This is a genomic window from Dactylosporangium sp. NPDC006015 (genome assembly GCF_040614215.1).
Lineage (GTDB): Bacteria > Actinomycetota > Actinomycetes > Mycobacteriales > Micromonosporaceae > Dactylosporangium > Dactylosporangium maewongense.
The window spans coordinates 24,756-43,247 of record NZ_JBEXUD010000045.1; the positions used below are offsets into that span (position 1 = coordinate 24,756).

6 protein-coding genes are annotated in these 18,492 nt (G+C 70.5%); 2 read left to right on the forward strand and 4 right to left on the reverse strand.

The genetic code is table 11. From position 1 onward, the window contains the following. Window positions 1–212: 212 nt before the first annotated feature. Window positions 213–3,899, reverse strand: a complete 3,687-nt coding sequence (locus ABZ321_RS46335; protein ID WP_354902634.1) for a LamG-like jellyroll fold domain-containing protein — start codon at window positions 3,897–3,899, stop codon at window positions 213–215. 441 nt (window positions 3,900–4,340) lie between these two features. Between ABZ321_RS46335 and ABZ321_RS46340 the strand changes: the two genes are divergently transcribed. Both ABZ321_RS46340 and ABZ321_RS46345 read left to right on the forward strand, forming a co-directional pair. Further along, the gene (locus ABZ321_RS46340; RefSeq protein WP_354902637.1) at window positions 4,341–11,306 is read left to right on the forward strand and encodes a polymorphic toxin-type HINT domain-containing protein; all 6,966 of its coding nucleotides are present in this window, start codon (window positions 4,341–4,343) and stop codon (window positions 11,304–11,306) included. Window positions 11,307–11,329: 23 nt separating this feature from the next. Then, window positions 11,330–12,004: a hypothetical protein gene (locus ABZ321_RS46345; RefSeq protein WP_344502112.1), complete on the forward strand. Its 675-nt coding sequence runs from the start codon at window positions 11,330–11,332 to the stop codon at window positions 12,002–12,004. A 183-nt stretch (window positions 12,005–12,187) separates the two neighbouring features. Here the strand turns inward: ABZ321_RS46345 and ABZ321_RS46350 are convergent, their stop codons facing one another. From ABZ321_RS46350 to ABZ321_RS46360, 3 genes are read right to left on the reverse strand one after another with little or no spacing between them, the layout of a single operon-like run. Next, window positions 12,188–12,388 (reverse strand): hypothetical protein, encoded by a 201-nt coding sequence (locus tag ABZ321_RS46350; protein WP_354902640.1) that lies wholly within the window; start codon window positions 12,386–12,388, stop codon window positions 12,188–12,190. Window positions 12,389–12,414: 26 nt separating this feature from the next. Continuing rightward, window positions 12,415–15,417, reverse strand: coding sequence for an FtsX-like permease family protein (locus ABZ321_RS46355; protein WP_354902642.1), 3,003 nt, complete (start codon window positions 15,415–15,417; stop codon window positions 12,415–12,417). After that, window positions 15,414–18,434, reverse strand: coding sequence for an FtsX-like permease family protein (locus tag ABZ321_RS46360; protein ID WP_354902644.1), 3,021 nt, complete (start codon window positions 18,432–18,434; stop codon window positions 15,414–15,416). Before ABZ321_RS46360 ends, ABZ321_RS46355 begins: the two co-directional genes overlap by 4 nt. Window positions 18,435–18,492: the final 58 nt, after the last annotated feature.

Sequence of the window (18,492 nt, forward strand, 5' to 3'; positions counted from 1 at the left end):
CCGGGTCGGTAAAGATCGGGGTTGAGCAGGCCCGGTGTGCGGGCCTGCTCAACCGCCTCAGCGGACCCCGTACTCCTTGAGCGGCCTCCTGCCCGGTGCGCTTCGCCTGGTCGAAAACCTTGGCAGTGGATGGTCCCGCGCATCCGCGACGCCCGGCTGCTGTGGAAACGGCGGTGGGCCGCCCCTGAAGGGACAGCCCACCGCTGTACGGGTTACGGCGTCGCGAGCTGGGCGATCTCGTAGGAGGACGCCGCGTGGTCGAAGATGTCGACGTTGTCGATCATGCCGCCCACGTAGTTGAAGCCGCCGGTCACGCGCCCTTCGCCCCGGCCGATCTGGATCGGGCCCCAGGCGTTCCACGGGGTCGCCCGGACGCCGGTGCCCTCCAGCACGCCGTTGAGGTAGAGCTTGACCGTGCCGGTGTCCCCGTCGTAGACGCCCGCGAGGTGGGTCCAGGTGTTGGCCTGTGCCAGTGTCTTCGCCTCCGCATAGTAATACCCCGCCGGGTACTGCACGTCGTCGTTGGAGAACACCATGCGCCACTGGCCGCCGATGGTGCACTGCAGGTAGAAGCCGGACTGCCAGGTGCCCTGCGAGCCGAGCACCGTCTGCCAGCTGTTGGTCGCGGTGATCCGCACCCACACCGCGACGGTGAAGCTGCGGTCGGTCCGCACGACCGCGCCGCTGGTGGCCGCCCACTGGTTGGTGCCGTTGAGCGACAGCGCCCGGTCGGACGGGTCGGTGGAGAACTTGCGACCGTTGACCCGGGTCCCACCGGCGAAGACCTTCGCCGGGTAGTCGCCATACTCGTCGAAGACGGCGGTGCCGCTGCCCGTGTCGTCGAAGCGCCACGCGGCCCGCCGCTCGGGCTTCTCCGACACCGTCCAGCTGCGCACCATCAGCGGCGCCGCGGTGAAGCCGGTGCCGGAGTTGCGCACCGTGTGCAGCTCGGTGGTGCCGACGATCGAGCTGTCGCGGAAGATCGCCAGGTCGTCCTTGCCGTCCCCGTCGAAGTCCGAGGCCTGGAGCTCCTTCACCTTGCGCACGTCGAACGAGGTCCACGTCGGCGACACGCTCAGCGAGGTGATCGCGGTGCCGTTCCAGCCCCACACGGCCAAGTTGCTGCTGGTGCCGTAGTCGTACAGGACCGCGATATCGATCTTGCCCTTGCCGTTGGTGGTGTCGCCGTCGAAGTTGCCGGTGACGAACCGTGCCCGGCGGTACTCGAAGTTGCCCGCTCCCGACGACCAGGCCGACCCGCTGGGCGTCTGGAACGTCTGCGCGGCCCCGTTGGACTTGTAGACCAGCGCCGACATGCTGTCGACCGCGTCGGCCTTCATGAACGTGACGTCGGTGTCACCGTCGGCGTCGAGGTCGGCGCCGACCGGGGTGGAGGTGGTGATGTTGATCGCCGGCGTGCTCGCCCACTGCGTCGCGGTGTACTGGGTCGAACCGGAGCTCTGCCGCCACACCCAGATGGTCGAGCCGGTGCCGGTCACGTCGCCGCGGACCGCCGCGACGTCGGCCTTGCCGTCGCCGTCGAAGTCGCCCGGCATGAACCGCAGGTTGGCGATGTTCCACAGTGGATCGACCGGCGCGGCCGGGCTGGTCCAGACCGGGTCCTGCAGGACGTCGAAGCGGTTGCCCCGGGCGGTCAGCAGGAACATGCGGATCAGGCCGTCCGGGTCCTGCCGGAACAGCGCGTGGTCGGACAGCCCGTCCGGCAACCCCGCGGGGCCGGTGAAGTCGCCGGTGACGAAGCGCATCGTGACGAACGAGGAGCCGTCCCGGCCGGTGTCCCAACCGACGGTCTGGGTGGAGAAGGCGAGGTTGTTGTCGACGTCGAGGCCGTTGGAGGTCAGCGTCCAGGCCCGCAACCGGTCGCCACCGGCGTCGATGATCGCCGAGATGTCACCCTTGCCGTCGCCGTTGACGTCGCCGCGTTTCTTCGGCGGCACGGCACCGTTGTCGTTCGCCATCAGCTGGTACGGGTTGATGGTGGTGATGCTCTGGTTGCCGGCGAAGTCCTCCGAGCGCACGTACAGGTCGCTGCTCGCGTAGCCGGTGTCAGGGTCGGTCCACAGCGTGATCGGGATGGTGGCGTCGCCGGTGCTGTCGGCGGGCACCCACCCGGTCAGCTTGTCCGCGGCGAACCCGTAGGCGTAGCCGGCGATGTCGGTGTCGGCGGGTGCGTGCTTGAGCAGCACGCTGCCCGTCTGGCCGACGTCCTTCACCGGGTTGCCGTCGGGGAAGTCGGTGCTGCTGATCGTCGGCACCGACGGCCCGGTGGTGTCCACGACGAAGTAGCAGCGGTTGCTCCACGGGCTGTTGCCGACCCCGTCGCCGGTGCGGGCCCGGTAGGAATACACCGTGTTGGCTGCCAGGACCCCGGCCGGGGTGGCCGGCCACGACACCGCGGAGCCGTTGGCCACGCCGACGGTGCTGGTGCTGTGCTTCACGGTCTCGGTGTTGCCCAGCAGCACCTGCAGGTCACCGTGGACCGTGTTGGCGTCACTGTCCAGCAGCAGCGCGCTGAACTTCGTGTTCTGCATCGCCGCCGGCAGCCGGGTCGGCCTGCTCTCCGAGCCGCACGTGGTCGCCGGGACGGTGTTGAGCTCCTGCGGCACGTCGGGCGTGGTGTTGTACTCGAAGGTCATCGCCGCGCTCCACGGGTGGAACTGCTTCCACTGCAGCTTCTGGCCCTCGTCGACGGCTTTGATGCCGAAGGTGATCTGGCCGCCGAACTCGCCGTTGGCGGCGCGCTGCATGTGCTGGCGGACCAGCGGGTAGTCGTAGCCGCCCATCCACATCGTCATGTCGGGGGCCGCCTGGCCGCCGCAGCCGGTGTCCTCGTTGGCGTGGCCCCAGCCGTTGGCGATGTGCGTCGCCCAGATGTTGCCGCCGCTGGAGTTGTTCCAGGTGACTGCCGTGGTCGAGCTGACGTTGTTGGTCCCGTACAGCATCACCTGGGTGTCGCCGCAGCTGGCGGAGTGGTCAAGGGTGATCGAGAACGCCGCGTTGGTGAGCTGCTTGCCGGCGAGGTTGTCCGTGACGAAGAGGAAGTAGGAGCGCCACGGCGTCTTCGTGGTGGCGTAGCCGGAGTAGCCGACCTTGGCCCGGTCGCGGTCGGTCGTCCAGTACGACGTGTTGCCGTTGGCCTGGTTGATGTGCGTCCAGTTGCCGTTGTTGGTGACGTTGCCGGACGGGTCGATGTACACCGGGAAGTTGAGGTCGGTACGGGCCAGCATCGCCTGGTCGGGCTCGACCGACAGCTGGTCCTTGCCGATCACCGAGCGCATCGTGGCGTGGTGGGCCGGCTCGACGAGCTCCGCCTCCCACTTGCTCAGCCCGGCCGGGATGACCGGCTCGTCCCACATGATCGGTGCGTCGCTGATGAGCACCGACGTGCCGTTGCGGTCGACGAGGTTGAAGCCGCCGTCCGCCGCCGAGGCGATCCTCAGGTCGGCGGTGCGCACCCCGAAGGTGAGCTTGCGCAGCGCCTGGCTGTCGGCCGCGGCCCGGTTCTTGACCACGAAGACCTTGCTGAACCCTTCGCGCTGCGCGGTGAGCCGCAGGTCGACGCCGGGCAGCAGGTCGGCATAGGTGGCGTTGGGCCCGTCGAGCGTCGGCTTCGGCAGCTCGGTCGGCCAGGTCAGCGCGAACGTGCCGCCGATGCCCTTGATCGTCAGCAGGTCACCCTTGCCGCCGCCGGAGAAGCTGACATCGACGGTGGTGGCCTTCGGCCGCACCACGCCCTTCGCGTCGCGGACCAGCGTGGTGTCGATGTCGGCCCACTTGCCGTCCTGCTTGACGCGCACCGGAGCGGCGAACTGCTTGGTGGTGTAGGTGCCGGACGGGTTGATGAAGGTCTGTGCCGTCGCGGTGCGACGTTGCGCCACCTCGACAGGTTTGTTGGTGAGCTTTGCCTCGTTCAGCAGGGCAGCGGGCGAGACGCTCTCCGTGGTATCTACCGGGTCCTGAACGGTGCCCGAACCGTTCGCCTCCGAGCCGCTCCCGGCAGCGCCGGCGGCGTACGCGGTGGTGTCGGTTGACTGCTGAGCGTGACGGCCGTCCGGCCCGAACTGCGTGACGACAAGCGCCGAAGCGGCTAATCCGGTCACTGTGAGTGCGATGGCCCACTTCTGGGCACGGCGCAGCGGGATGCTCTCGCCCACCATGGTCCTCCCCGTCTGGTCGATGGCAGCGGCCGCAGCTTATGGAAGGGAGCCAGGGAACTCAATCCCTTGTCCGACAATGCATTTACATGCATGATTCGTCTGCCATCCGCCTGTGAGCGGATCTACGGTTGCCGATACGGGGAGGACGCCGCGGTGCGGTCCATGCTGCACGCTGTTCAAGAACGATTGCCGGACCACCGACGATGGCGCAGCTGGCGCCGCCGGGCGGTCGGTGCGACGGTCCTGACGATCACGTTGTCGTTGCTGGCCTCAGGGCTGGCGACGCTGCCCGCGGTGGCGGCGCCGGTCGATCCGCTGGTGGCGAATCCGAATCAGGTGGACCGGAAGGTGCCGGAGGACACCTCGAAGCGGGTGAAACCGGCAAGGTTCGCGGATGCCGAGCAGGGCCTGGGGCTGACCGCGGCGCCCGCCGTGAGCTGGCCGAAGGCCGAGTCCGCGACCGTCGACCTGGCCGCGCGGCGGCTCGCCGCCGAGCCCGCCCGCACCAACGCGGATGTCGTGCGGGCCGCGAAGGCGGGTCCGACGCGGGCGGGTGCGAGCCCGGTGTTCATCGGTGACGCCCGTGATGCGGTGCAGGAGGATCTGCGGAAGGTCCCGCTGGCCGGGCCGGCGGCGGTCCGCGTCGAGGTGTTCGACCGTGCGCGCACGGCGAAGTCCAAAGTGGACGGCTTGCTGCTGAAGGTGGCCCGTCCGGACTCCACGTTGAGCAACAACCGGATCTCGGTCGAGGTGAACTACGGCTCGTTCCGCGACGCGTACGGCGGTGCGTGGAGCTCCCGGCTGCGCCTGGTCGAGCTGCCGGAGTGCGCGGCCACGACGCCGGAGCGCAGCGAGTGCCAGGTGGGCAAGCCGCTGCAGTCGGTGAACAACACCGGTGCCGGGGTGGTCAGCAGCGACCTGACCTTGGCCGGCGGGGCGTCGAAGATGCTCGCTTTGCAGGCTGGCGGTTCCGGCGGAGCAGGCAACTTCGGGGCGACCTCGCTGAGTGAATCGGCGGCGTGGGGTGGTGGCGGTTCGACGGGTGACTTCACCTGGTCCTACCCGCTGAGTGTGCCGCCCGCCAACGGCGGTCCGTCGCCGACGATCTCCCTGGCCTACGCGTCCAGCGGCGTTGACGGCCGGACGGTCGGGGCAAACAACCAGGCGTCGTGGATCGGGATGGGCTTCGAGTTCGCGCCCGGGCAGATCGAGCGGCGCTACAAGCCGTGTGCGACGGACGTCGAGGGCGACGCGAACAACAAGACGCGGCCGACGGGGGACCAGTGCTGGTATTCGGACAACGCCTCGATCACCCTCAACGGTAGGGCCTCCGAGCTCGTGCGGGTCGGCACGAGCAACACGTGGAAGCTGAAGAACGACGACGGCTCGAAGGTCGAGCAGTTGTTCAACACCGGGCTCAACAACGGTGACGACAACGGTGAGTACTGGAAGTTCACCTCACCCGACGGCACCCAGTTCTTCTTCGGCCAGAACCGCTTGCCGGGCTGGACGAGCGGCGAGGAGACCCAGTCGGTCTTCACGGTGCCGGTGTACGGCAATCACCCTGGTGAGCCGTGCAACGGTGCGAATTTCCAGGCGTCGGGTTGTCGGCAGGCGTACAAGTGGAACGTCGACTACGCCGTGGACGTGCACGGCAACACGATGTCGTACTTCTACGAGCGGGAGACGAACAACTACGCCCGCTACGGCGACGCCGATCACCCGGACTGGTACGTCCGCGCGGGCAACCTGAAGCGGATCGACTACGGGCAGCGCAGCGACGCCATCTACAGCACGCCCCCCTTGGCGAAGGTGTTCTTCGACACGGAGAACCGGTGCGTGGGCGGCTGCTCGGCGCCGACGGATTTCCAGGACACGCCGACCGACCTCACCTGTGACGCGGCGCCGTGCAACCAGACGTTCTCGCCGGCGTTCTTCACCAAGAAGCGGCTGAACAAGATCCGCACCGAGGTGTTGAACAACAACGGTGTCGGGTTCCGTCCGGTCGACGAGTGGACGTTGCGCCAGTCGTACATCCGTGACGACGCCTCCACGGGCTATGCGATGTGGCTGGAAGGGATCACGCACAAGGGTCTGGCTGCCGCGACGCCGATCACCGCGAACGAGGTCACCTTCGACGGTGCGCCGATGGACAACCGGGTCGACAATCTCAGCGCGAACATCCCGCCGTTGAAGTGGCGCCGGATCATCGGGATCACCAGCGAGTCCGGTGGCAAGCTCGCGGTGCGGTACATGCCGACGAACTGCTCGACGACCAGCCTGCCGGTCTCGCCGCAGGCGAACACCTTGCGGTGCATGCCCGTGAAGGGCGTGGACGAGGCGTACCCGAACCGGATCGACTGGTTCCACAAGTACGTCGTGGACCGCGTGACGCAGGCCGACGCGTACAGCGGCATGCAGCCGGTGGTGACGGATTACGAGTACGTCGGCGACGCCGCGTGGCACTTCGACGAGATCGACGGGATCATCCCCGTCGAGGACAAGACCTGGTCGCAGTGGCGCGGCTACGGCACGGTGATCACCCGCACCGGCGACGGCCTCGACGGCCTGCGCCGCAAGACGGAGACCCGGTTCTTCCGGGGTATGAACGGGGACCGCAACGGCTCCGGCGGCACGAAGACGGTGAACGTCACCGACTCGCGCGGCGGGACGATCCCCGACGACGACCGGTTCGCCGGCATGACCCGGGAGACGACCAGCTTCCTCGGTGAGACCACGAAACTGTCGACCACCATCGACGATCCGTGGGTGTCGGCGGCGCAGGCGACGCAGACGAAGCCGTGGGGCACCACCAACGCCACGAAGGCCGACATCGAGGTCAGCCACGGCTACACGTACCTGACGCCGACCACGGTCCGGGAGACGAAGGTCGTCAAGAGCTTCGCCGCGGACGGCACCGTCACCCAGATCGAGAACCAGGGTGTGGTCGGCGACGGCAGCGACGACCAGTGCACGAAGTACACGTTCGCGTCCAACACCGCCAAGTACCTGATCAACCTGCCGATCCGGGTGCAGCAGCTGTCGGTGCTCTGCTCGGTGACCAACCCGGCCAAGGGCGACGTCCTCACCGACTCGCGCAACTACTACCAGTCCGCGACCCTCGGCGTCATCGGTGACCGCGGGCTGGTCACCAAGGTGGAGGAGGTCAACGGCTACACGGGCGCGGCGGCGAGCACGGCGACCTACCAGACGAAGTCGACGGCGGTTTACGACGCGACGGGCCGGGTCACGGACTCGACCGACGTCAAGGGCAACCTCACCCACAGCGACTACGTGCGGACCGGCAACGGCCCGATCACGCGGGTGATCACCACCGACCCGATCGGGCACGTGACCTACACCGACAACGACCCGGCGTGGGGTGCGCCGGTGAAGATGGTCGACGACACGAACGACGACGTGACGACCGAGGCGGAGCTCGACGCGCTGGGCCGGGTCATCAACGTGTGGGGGCCGACCCGCAAGCGCGGCGTCGACTCGCCGGACAGCACGTATACGTACGTGATCAGCCAGACCGGCTACTCCGTTGTCATGACGTCGACGCTCCAGTCGCCGTCGCAGGTGCCGGGGCAGCCGGTGGGCACGCTCGCGCCGCAGTACTCCTCGAAGTACGAGCTGTACGACGGCCTGCTGCGGCTGCGGCAGACCCAGATCGCCAGCCCCACCGGTGGTCGTTCGGTCAGCACCATCGAGTACGACACGCAGAACCGGATCGTGAAGCGGTCGGGTCCGATGACCAACGACGCCCCGCCCGGCTTCACGTTCCTGCCGGTCAATGAGGCGTCGCTGCCCAACCAGGTCCGCACCGAATACGACGCGGCCGGCCGCACCACGGCGGAGATCCTGTACGGGCACACCGCCTCCGGGCTGGCCGAGAAGTGGCGCACCACCACCGCGTATGACGGGGACCGGGTGACCGTGACCCCGCCGGCGGGCGGCACGACCACCGCGGCGACCTACGACGCGCGGGGCCGGGTCTCGAAGCTGTGGCAGTACAAGGCGCCCGGGGTCTACGACGAGACGAAGTTCAGCTACGCCAAGGACGGCCAGCAGAGCGTCGTCGAGGACTCCGCCGGCAACAAGTGGGAGTACTTCTACGACGACCTGCACCGGCCGAACCGGGTGAAGGAACCGGACCGTGGCGAGTCGACGCTCACCTACAACCAGTACGGCGAGGTCGCGACCACCACCGACGCCCGCGGCGACAAGCTCGGCATGTCGTATGACGCGATCGGCCGGCCGACCGAGGTCAAGGACATCACGACCACGCCGGAGAAGAAGCTGACGAGCTGGGTGTACGACACCCTGAAGCTCGGCCTGCCGACGTCGTCGTCGCGGTGGGTCGGCTCCGACGAGTACCGCACCTCGGTGGTCGAGTACGACATGCTCCAGCGGCCCACGAAGACCCGGGTCTCGATCCCGATGATCGAGGGTGGGCTGGCCGGCAGCTACGACTATTCGTCCACGTACAACTTCGACGGCACCCCCGACACCACCATGATGCCGGAGCTCGCCTCGCTGCCGGCGGAGACACTGACCACCCGGTACAACGCGTGGGGTCTGCCGATCTCCACCGTGGGTGCGTCCAGCTACGTGCAGGCGACGGCGTACAACTCGTTCGCCGAGCCGCTGAGCGTGACGGTCGGTGCGACCGGGTCCGGGAAGAAGTCGCTGCTGCTGCAGTTCACCTACGAGGAGGCCACCAGGCGGCTGATCACGGCGAGCGCGAGGCCCAACGGCGGCGCGAGCGTCTACAACGCCACCTACACCTACGACGCCGCCGGCAACGTGGTCTCGGTCTTCGACCAGCCGACCGCGTCGGGGCAGGCGGCCGACTACCAGTGCTTCAGCCACGACCACCTGCGGCGGATGACCGAGGCGTGGACGCCGGCGACGGCGAGCTGCGCCGCCAGCGGTCGCACGGTCGCGAACCTGGGCGGCCCGGCGAAGTACTGGAGCAGCTACACCTACGACAAGACCGGCAACCGGACCACCGAGCAGCGCCACGAGCTGCCCGGTGAGCCGACCACCACCTACAACTACGCCACCGCCGGGCACCGCCTCGACACCACCAGCGTCGGGGGCAGCACGCTCACCTCGTACCAGTACGACGCGAGCGGCAACACCACGCAGCGGGTCGTCGGCGGCGCCACGCAGGACCTGCAGTGGGACGCCGAAGGCAAGCTCAGCAAGGTCACCGAGGGTTCGAAGATCACCCGGTTCCTCAACGACGCCTCCGGCAACCGGCTGATCCGGCGCGACGACACCGGGACCACGCTGTACCTGCCCGGTCAGGAACTGCACCTCAGCACCGCCAACGTGAAGTCCGCGACGCGGTACTACAGCCACGGCGGGATGACGGTCGCCGTTCGCACGAACGACGGCACGCTGACCTACCTGGCCTCGGATCCGCAGGGCACGGCGACGGTGGCGATGGACTCCGTCACCGGCACGGTGCAAAAGCGTCGCTCGACGCCGTTCGGTGAGGAGCGCGGCACGGCGGTCGTCGGCTGGCCCGGTGACAAGGGCTTTGTCGGCGGTACGAAGGACCAGTCGACGGGGCTCACGCATCTCGGTGCGCGGGAGTACGACCCGAAGCTCGGCCGGTTCATCTCCGTCGATCCGCTGACGATCCCTGAGGATCCGCAGCGGCTCAACGGGTACGCGTACGGCAACAACGCGCCGGTCACCAACGCGGACCCGTCCGGTGAGGCGTTCCCCGCCGACCCGGACGCGTTCCCGCCGCCGCCGGCCCCGCCGCCGCCGCCGGGCAACCCGACCGGCAACCCCGGCGGGCTGTCCGACGAGGACCAGAAGGCGCGCCTGGAGGCCGAGGCGCTGAAGAAGAAGTCGATGATGGACATGCTGGTCGAACAGGGCCTGTCCTTCCTGCTCGACTTCCTCGGCATCACCGACATCGTCAACTGCATCACCAAGGGCGACGTCGGGGCCTGCGTGAACACCCTCATCGGGATGATCCCGTGGGGCAAGGTCTTCAAGGCCGGCAAGGCCATCGTCAAGGGCATCACCAGAGCCTTCGACGCCTATCAGTCGTGGCAGCACGCCATCAAGATCGCCGATGACGTCATCCGGCGCACCGACGACCTCATCGCCGCAGCCAGAAAGAAGGCCGACGAACTCGCGCAGAAGGTCGGCGCGGGCGCCAAGAAGGCCGACGACGCACCCGGCGGCCTCGCCGACGACGCGGCAGGCGCCGGGTCGAACAGGGCAGACGACCTGGCGGGCAGCTGTAACCACAGCTTCGACCCCGGCACGCCGGTGCTGATGGCGGACGGTTCCACGAAGGCGATCCAGGAGGTCGCGGAGGGCGACCAGGTCGTCGCCACGGATCCGGAAACCGGTGAGACGACGGTCCGGCCGGTCACCCGGAAGCATGTCAACCTCGACTCCGACCTCACCGATGTCAGCCTGCTGGACGAAGACGGCCTCGTCACGCTGCACACCACGCAGCACCACCCGTTCTGGTCCAAGACCCGGCAGCGGTGGGTGGATGCCGTCACCCTGCAACCCGGCGAAGTGGTGCGCGCACTCGACGGCTCGGACGTGGTCGTCGTGGAGGTCCGGAACCTTCAGGACAGCCAGGTCATGCAGGACCTCACGGTGGCCGAGGTGCACACGTACTACGTGGTCGCCGACAAAACGCCGGTCCTGGTGCACAACAACAACGGTGCGGCCTGCCCGTTGCCCGGCGGCAACGTCGATGACGGCACCGCCGGTCGCCTGGGAGAACGGGTCGACGAGATTACGGCCAACACTCCCAGCAGACACGACCGCCCAGGCACAGTCGGCGAGACGATCGGCATCAGGCCATCAGGCTTGCTGGTGGTCGTGCAGACCCAGGCAGTACGGACGACCAGTCCAATGCCCAGACGGCTCCAGAGGGAGTTGCTCATGTGCGGGCATCATGGGAGGTGCAGTGAGATCGAGGGCATCCGCAGGATCAGGGAGCTGGGTGCCGTGCCACTACATACAACGGCTATGGCGCTCCAAAGCCGTAGCATAGGCATGGTGCGGCACAGGACGATCGTGAATCCGTGCGGGCTCTGTGGGCGGTTGTTGGGTCATCTGAACATGACGCATGGGTAGCTAGCGGATTTCTGGAGGTTGCTGTGCCATCGGATTTCGTGATGGATTCGCCGCAGGGGTTGTCCCATCGGGCCACCGCTTTCCTGGCACAGCATGCCGCTCGTGTGGAAGTTGATCCCGGGTTGACGGGCGACGCGCTTCGAACTGCACTGGAAAGCGTCCGCGGAGCGGTGGACGAAGTCCTGATACACAGGCTGGAGGGTCTTCAAGCTCGATACGCCGGCCTCACGTATCCCAGTCGGTTCTTCGACTCGGTAGTCACCTTCGCGCCGGTCTGTGAACCCGACCCGTACGAGGGCGAGGACGAGATCTCCTATGTCGTGGAAACGGATAGAAACTGCGGCGCGTCGGCGACCCGGACAGGTGAACTGGTGGTGTCGGAAGATACCGCCAGCACCATCGAATTCGGGTCCGTCGACGCCCTGATCGAAAGCGATGCGATGTTCGAAGCTGCGGTCCACCGATCCGCGTACCGGGAGGTCTATGCGAACAAGCGGCTGGCCGGGCCGGCCGACATCATGGGCCGGGTCGGCTCGGTGCGACCCGTCGGCCCGGCCAGTGGGCGGTGGACCCAGTGGTTGACTGACGGGACCACCGATATCTTCTACTGTGCCATCTGGTACGAACTGACGAAGATGTCGCTCCCGTACATCAAGATTTGGACCGACAATCCGGACGTGCTTCAGGTGTTCAATTAGCCCGAAAGATCTTTCGGATAGTTTGATCCCTCGTTGCCGGGTCGATGTTCCTGTCGGCCCGGTAATGAGGCGTTTCCGTGTTCTTTCTTCGCAATCGTCCTGTTCGCCCCTTGATTCATGCGAAATTTACCTGCATGATTCGCTGCCATCCGCCCGTTGAGGGGCGGTGATGCCTCAAGATCATTACTCAGCAGGTCCGCCGCCCGGCCGCTCCCCTTCCCACAGCGCCTGCCCGATGCGGTCGAGCGGCACCGCGCGGTTGGCCTGTAACAGCAGGGTGACCACCAGCGCCCGGACCTTGACCCCGGCGAGCTCCGTGGCCCGGCCGAACCCGCCGCAGCAGACGCGGCCCAGGATCCGGTACGGACTTGTTTCCTGACCCATCTCCCCCGAGTGACGGCGATCTGTGGCTATGGCGCTCCGATCCGGCTGCGGCGCCGCGATGCGCCGGGCGGGTTCGAGGCGCCGTCGCGCAACGCGACGGCGAGCAGCAGCGCGACGCAGGCCAGCCAGGTCGCCGGCACCGCGACCGGGTCGGGCCAGTGCGGCAGCGGCAGCGCCGGCAGGTCCTCACCGAAGACGGGCAGCGCCCACCCGGTGAGCCGCCACACCGCCAGCGCGCTGCCCAGCCCGAGCAGCCCCGCGACGACGACCAGCGCCGGGTACGTCCACAGCTTCGCCCGCCGCATCGCGGCCCGGCTCAACCCCTGCGCGCGCAGCGCCGCCTCGTCCGCGGCGCGGCCGGTGCGGTCGACGGCGGCGATCAGCCCGAGCCCGCCCGCGGCGAGCAGCACCGCCAGCGCGCCGGCCAGCAGGTGGAACCAGGTGGCCAGGGCCGGGCCCTGCGAGGCGAGGCGGCGGCGGGTCTGCTCGGCGGTCACGTCACCGGTCACGATCAGCCCCTGCCGGGCGAGCCGGGTCAGCAGGTCGGGCGGCGCGGTGCCGGTGAGCCACACCTCCGAGCGGTGGGCGCTGCCGGCGTCGGTGGCGACACGGTTGGCGTACTCCAGGTCGACCAGCGTGCCCGCGGTGCCGAGCCTGGGCAGCGCGCCGGCCCGGCCGGTGACCCGCACCTCGGTCGGCCGCTTGTCCAGCCCGGCGAGGGTGCCGTCGCGCGGCGGCGGGCCGGCGGTCAGCACCGGCAGCGGGTACGGCGCGTCGACCGGCTGGATCCAGGCGCCGTCGGGCAGCCCGCCGGGCGCGTCGATGGCGAGCCGCAGCCCGTCCCGCACCGTGTCGAGCCGGCCGCCGGTCGGCCGCCACCGGGTCACGTCGGTGAGGTCGGCGCCGCCGAGCTTCCGCACGGTGAGCACGAACCGGGTGCTGGTCGGCGACGTGCTCTGCGCCCGCAGGTGCAGCCCGACCAGCCGGCAGCCGTCGACACACAGCGGGGTGCGTTCCCGGAACGCGTAGGTGCCGTCGTTGATGAACTTGAACGGCACGGTGGCGGTACCGCGGCCGGTGAGGGACGACAGCACGACGGTGAGCTCCACCGGTACCGACATCTTCACGTCGGACACGTCGACGTCCAGCGCGACGTCCGGCCCGCGAACGGTGACCGGCTCGCGGGCCGGCGGGCGCAGCAGCGCCGCGACCCGGGCCGCGTCGAGGTCGCCGTACTCGGGGCGCCAGTCGACGACCGTGGCCAGCCGGGTGGTGTCCACGGCGAGCGCGGACCCGTCCTCGGACAGTTGCGCGGCGGCCATCGCGTAGGCGCCGTCCGGGTCGACGGCCCGCACCGCGTGCAGCAGGTGGTCGCGGGTGACCGGCGCCACCGACACGACCCGCGGCGCGCCGGTGCCGATCCGCGCGGCCAGGTCGCGGTCCTGCGCGGCGACGTCGGCGGAGGCGACCGCGTACCCGAGCACCGCCACCGACGCGACCAGCAGCAGCATCAGCCGCTGCGGCCCCGGCCGGCGGGCCAGTTGCAGCGCGGCCAGGGCGACGCTGAGCCGGCCCCGGCGCAGCGCCCGCTTGCCGAGCAGCCCGGCGAGGGGCGCGAACAGCCGGGCGCCCACGAGGGCGAAGGCCAGCATGGACAGCGCCGGGGCGAGCATCCCGACCCCGGACAGCCCGCCGCCGGTGAGGAACAGCTGCACCACCGCGGTGGCGGCGAGGACCCCGACGAGCACCTCACCGACCGGCAGCCGCCGCCCGGTGCGCCGGGACCGGACCCGGCGCAGCAGCTCACCGACCGGGCTGAGCAGGTGCCGGCGCTGCGCGAGCAGCGCGACGACGAGGGCGCCGAGCGCGGCGAACGGCGCGTTGCCGAGCGCGCCGGCGGTGAACAGCGGCACCCCGATGCCCGGGAACCGCCAGGCGGCGATCGCGCCCACGACGAGCTGCCCCGCGACGCACCCGGCGACCGCGCCGACGAGGATCGCGGCGATGTTCTCCCCGAGCGCCAGCAGCCACCGGTGCCACCACGTCCCGCCGTGCAGCGCGACGACCGCCAGCTCCGGGCGGCGGCCCTCCACGCCGTAGTCGACGGCGAGATACAGCACCAGGTACGCCAGCAGCAGCAACGGCACCGCGCCGACCGGCACCGTCTGGCGGGCCAGCGCCCGGCTGCGCTCCACCCGGCCGATCAGGTCGGGGATGTCGGTGGTGACGCTGAACGCCTGGCTGAGCTTGGCGGTGCGGTCCTTCAGCTCGTCGAGCTGGCCGCGCAGCTGGCCGAGGCGGGCCGCGTCGAACGTCGCCGGGGCGGCGGTCGCGTCGACGCCGACGAGGGTCGAGGTGCGCCGCATCAGGGCGAGGGTGGCCTGGCCGGTGAACACGGGCTCGCCGGTGCGGCCGGTGACGTCGACGGCGAAGTAGTCGTGGGAGCCCCAGTACTCCTCCTGCGGGGCGGCCGGCCGGTACACCCCGACGACGGTCAACGGGGTGGGCTCGGTGAACGCCGCGTAGACCGGTCCGGTCGGGGAGCCCTTGCTGACGGCGAACGCGAGGGCGACCGGGTCGCCGACGCCGAGCTCGAGCCGTTCGGCGGTGCGCTCGCCGATCACGATCTCGCCGGAGCCGATGTAGCAGCGCCCGGCGAGCATGGTCAGGTGGGCGCAGGCCTCCTGCCGGTAGGTGAGGCGGGACGCGTCGCGCGGCTCGGGCTCGATGCCGGCGGCCGGGAATTCCGCTGAGTACACCTGGGTGAAGCCGGGCACGGTGAGCAGTGCGCTGGTGACGTCGGTGAAGTCGATCGTGCTCGTGTCGCTGTTGTCGACGGTGGCGCTGAGGGCGATGGTGCGTTCGCCGGGGGCGGCGCCGTCGACCTCGCTGCGGACCACGGCGAGGTCGACGGTGCGCAGGTAGGCGGGGACGGCGACGGTCGCGCCGACGACGACGAGGGTCAACAGGAGCAGGGTCGTGGCCTGGCCGCGGCGGGTGCGCAGCATGGCGAGCACCAGGGAGATCACCGGCGGCCTCCATCGCTGTTGCGCAGGTTCCGGATCCAGGCAAGCATCACCGCGCCCGATGCCGCCCCGAGCACCGTCAACGCCAGGAGCCCGGTCCCGCCGAGTACGGACAACTGCAACGTCTCCGGTGGTGGTAGTAGCCGCCAGTCGTCGAGGAACACGGCCGGGACGTCGGTGACCCGGGCCGCGGCTCCGGCCACGACCAGCCCGCCCAGCACCCCGAACGCGACCAGCGCAGCCTGTCCGCCGGTCTCGACGCCGACCGCGGCGCGCATCGGCAGCCCCTGCGCGCGCAGCGCCCGCCACTCGCGGGCCCGCGCCGCCTCCTGGACGGTCACCGCCACGGTCGCGGCTACCGCGGCGAGCAGCAGCGCGCACAGCGCGACCAGCAGCTGGAAGCGGGTGGCGAGGGCCGAGCCGTCCTGGTCGAGCCGTTCGATGCGGCGCTCGACGCTGTCGGCGGCGAGCACGGTCACCCCGGCGGCGGCCAGCTCGGCGGTGAGCGCGTCGACGGTGGCCTGGGGCGTACCGGCGGCGATCCACACCTGTGGCACACCCGCGGTGCCCGCGTCGGCCGCGGCGTGCACCGCCGCGTCGAGGTCGATGACGGTGCCCGCCCGGCCCAGCACCGGCAGCACCGCCGTGGTCGCGGCGACCCGCACCGGCACGGACGAGCCGCCGAACAGCGGCAGCGCGGGGTCCCCGGCCAGCCACGCCTTCGGCGCCGGTCCGGCCAGGATCACCGGTACCGCCGCGACGACATCCACCACGTATGCGTGGTTGTCGCCGATGGCCGCGTTGTCCACCACGGGTTTCGGGATTCGCAGCGTCAGCGCGCCCTGCCGGGCCCCGACGCTCATCGCCGGTCCGGTGTCGGCGCCGCGCCACCGGCGCTGGTCGCCGAGGCTCGCGCCGCTGAGGATGACGGCGTCCGGCCCCTGCTGGCGCAGCTCCCGCACGACCAGCGCCGAGTTCGCCGGGGCGCCCACCGGCCTTTTGTCCACATCGGACGGTCCGGCGAGGACGAGCCCGACGATCCGGCAGCCGCTCTCGCATCCGCGCACCGACGCCGACGCCTGGTGCTCGCCCGGCGGGACCGGCCCGATCGGCACGGACACGTCCGCGCCGGTCACCCCGTGCCGGAGCGTCAACACCAGCCTGACCGGCTCGGCGGAGTCGTTGCGGGCGTCAAGGGTGAGGCCCGTGCCGCTGATGAGGGGCAGCGGCTCGGCCCGTGCCGCGGTCGGGTCCAGCGCGCTGCGCGGACCGTACTCGGGCCGCCAGTCGGCGACCGCCGCGAGCCTTGCGGAGTCGACCGCGAGCACCGGTGGGGACGCGCCGAGGTCGGCGACGACCGCCATCGCCGTGCGGCCGCCCGGGTCGGCGCGGCGCACCGCGGCCAGCAGCGCCGTGTGGTTCGCCGCCTGCACGGTGAGCACCCGCGCGGCGCCGAGCTCGACGCTCGCCCGGTCGGCGCGGGCGGTGCGCCCGATGGTGAAGCCCTGCGCGGCCAGCCCGAGCAGCGCCACCGCGACCGCCATCAGCACCAGGATCCGGTCGGCGCCCGGCTGCCGGGAGAACCGCAGCGCGGTGAGCGCGAGTTTGATCTGGCCGAAGCGCAGCGCCCCGCGCCCCAACCGGTCGCTGCCGGCGGCGAGCAGCCGCGCCACCAGCACCGCACCGGCGAGCGCGGTCAACGCGGGGGCGGCCACCCCCAAGCCGGTTGTCGTCCCGCCGGCGTGCGCCTGGTACAGGGCCGCGGCCGCGGCGACCAGGACTACCACGTCGAGGGTGCGCCGCTGCCAGCCGCGTCGTTGCGACGGCACCCGCCGCAGCAGGGTCGCGACCGGCGCGCGGAACGTGGCCACCTCGCCGAGGACCAGCACCGTCAGCCCGACCACGAACGCCGCGACCACCGCCGCCCCGGTCAGCTGGGCGGCCGGCCACAACTGCGCCGCCGGCACGTCCGCGTCCGCGGCTTCCCGTGCCCCGAACACCCCGAGCAGCAGCCCGACCGGCAGCGCCAGCAGCATCGGGAGCAGATGTTGACCGGCGGTGAGCCGCAGCATCCGCAGCCGGGTGCTGCCGCGCAGCTTCAGCAGGGCGATGTCGGGCCGCCGGTCCTGCGCGGTGTGCCGCCCGGCGATCGCCAGCGCCAGCCAGCACAGCACGAGCGCCTGCACCCACGCGACCAGCATGCCCTTGCGCACCGCCGCCCGGTCCGCGTCGACCGCGTCGAGGAGGCTCTGGTCCGGCGGTACGAAGGTGAACCCGGCCTTCTCCAGTGCCTCCTGCGTGTCGCGCAGCTCGTCCCGCCCGGCGCCGCTCACTATTCTGGCCGGCAGCGATGTGGTGTAGACGGCGGTCGGCTCGTCGAACCCCTCGTCGCCGAACGTCGCCAGCGACACGAACGCCGGGTCGAGCGCCTCCTCGCCGGCGGTGATCTGCCCGGGCCCGAACAGCGGCTCGGCCCAGTACGCGCCGGACGGGTCGGTCCGCTCGTACGTGCCGGTGACCCGCAGCGTCACCTCCGTCGCCGACTGGGTCCGCATTTTCACCTGGTCCCCGGCGCGCAGCCCGAGCGTGTCCGCCGCCCGCCGGCTCAGCATCGCCTCTCCCGCCGCGGCCGGGCAGGCGCCGCTGACGCGCACGTGCTCGCAGACGCCGTCGCGGTACGCCACCGGCGCGACCCGCTTGAACCCGCCGGTGACGCTGGTGAGCGGCCGGGTCAACCCGAGCACCGGCGCGGTGCTGCTGTCCAGGAGCCGCTCGACGTCCGCCCGGAACTCGGCGAGCGCCCCCTGTGGGTCCCGGCCGACGGGCGTGCCCCGGTGCACGGTGAGGATGCGCTGCGCCGCGGGCGCTGCGGCGACATCGGCCGCGGCGGCCCGGGCGGTCGCGGCGGCGGCGAACTGCGGCCCGGCGGCGGCGATCGCGCAGAGCAACGCGGTCAGCGCCGCAACCGCCAGCCACTGCGCCGGACGGCGGCGCAAGGCATCAAGCACCAGCAGCAGCATGCGTTCCCCCATCGCCCGCCGTCGATCGCGCTCGCCGAGCACCTTACCGGCCGGGGTC

What these genes read in the sequence shown, in the direction of transcription:
- ABZ321_RS46340 (WP_354902637.1), top strand. Translation starts at nt 4,341, where the DNA reads ATGCTGCACGCTGTTCAAGAACGATTGCCGGACCACCGACGATGGCGC.
- ABZ321_RS46350 (WP_354902640.1), bottom strand. Translation starts at nt 12,388, where the DNA reads ATGGGTCAGGAAACAAGTCCGTACCGGATCCTGGGCCGCGTCTGCTGC.
- ABZ321_RS46360 (WP_354902644.1), bottom strand. Translation starts at nt 18,434, where the DNA reads ATGCTGCTGCTGGTGCTTGATGCCTTGCGCCGCCGTCCGGCGCAGTGG.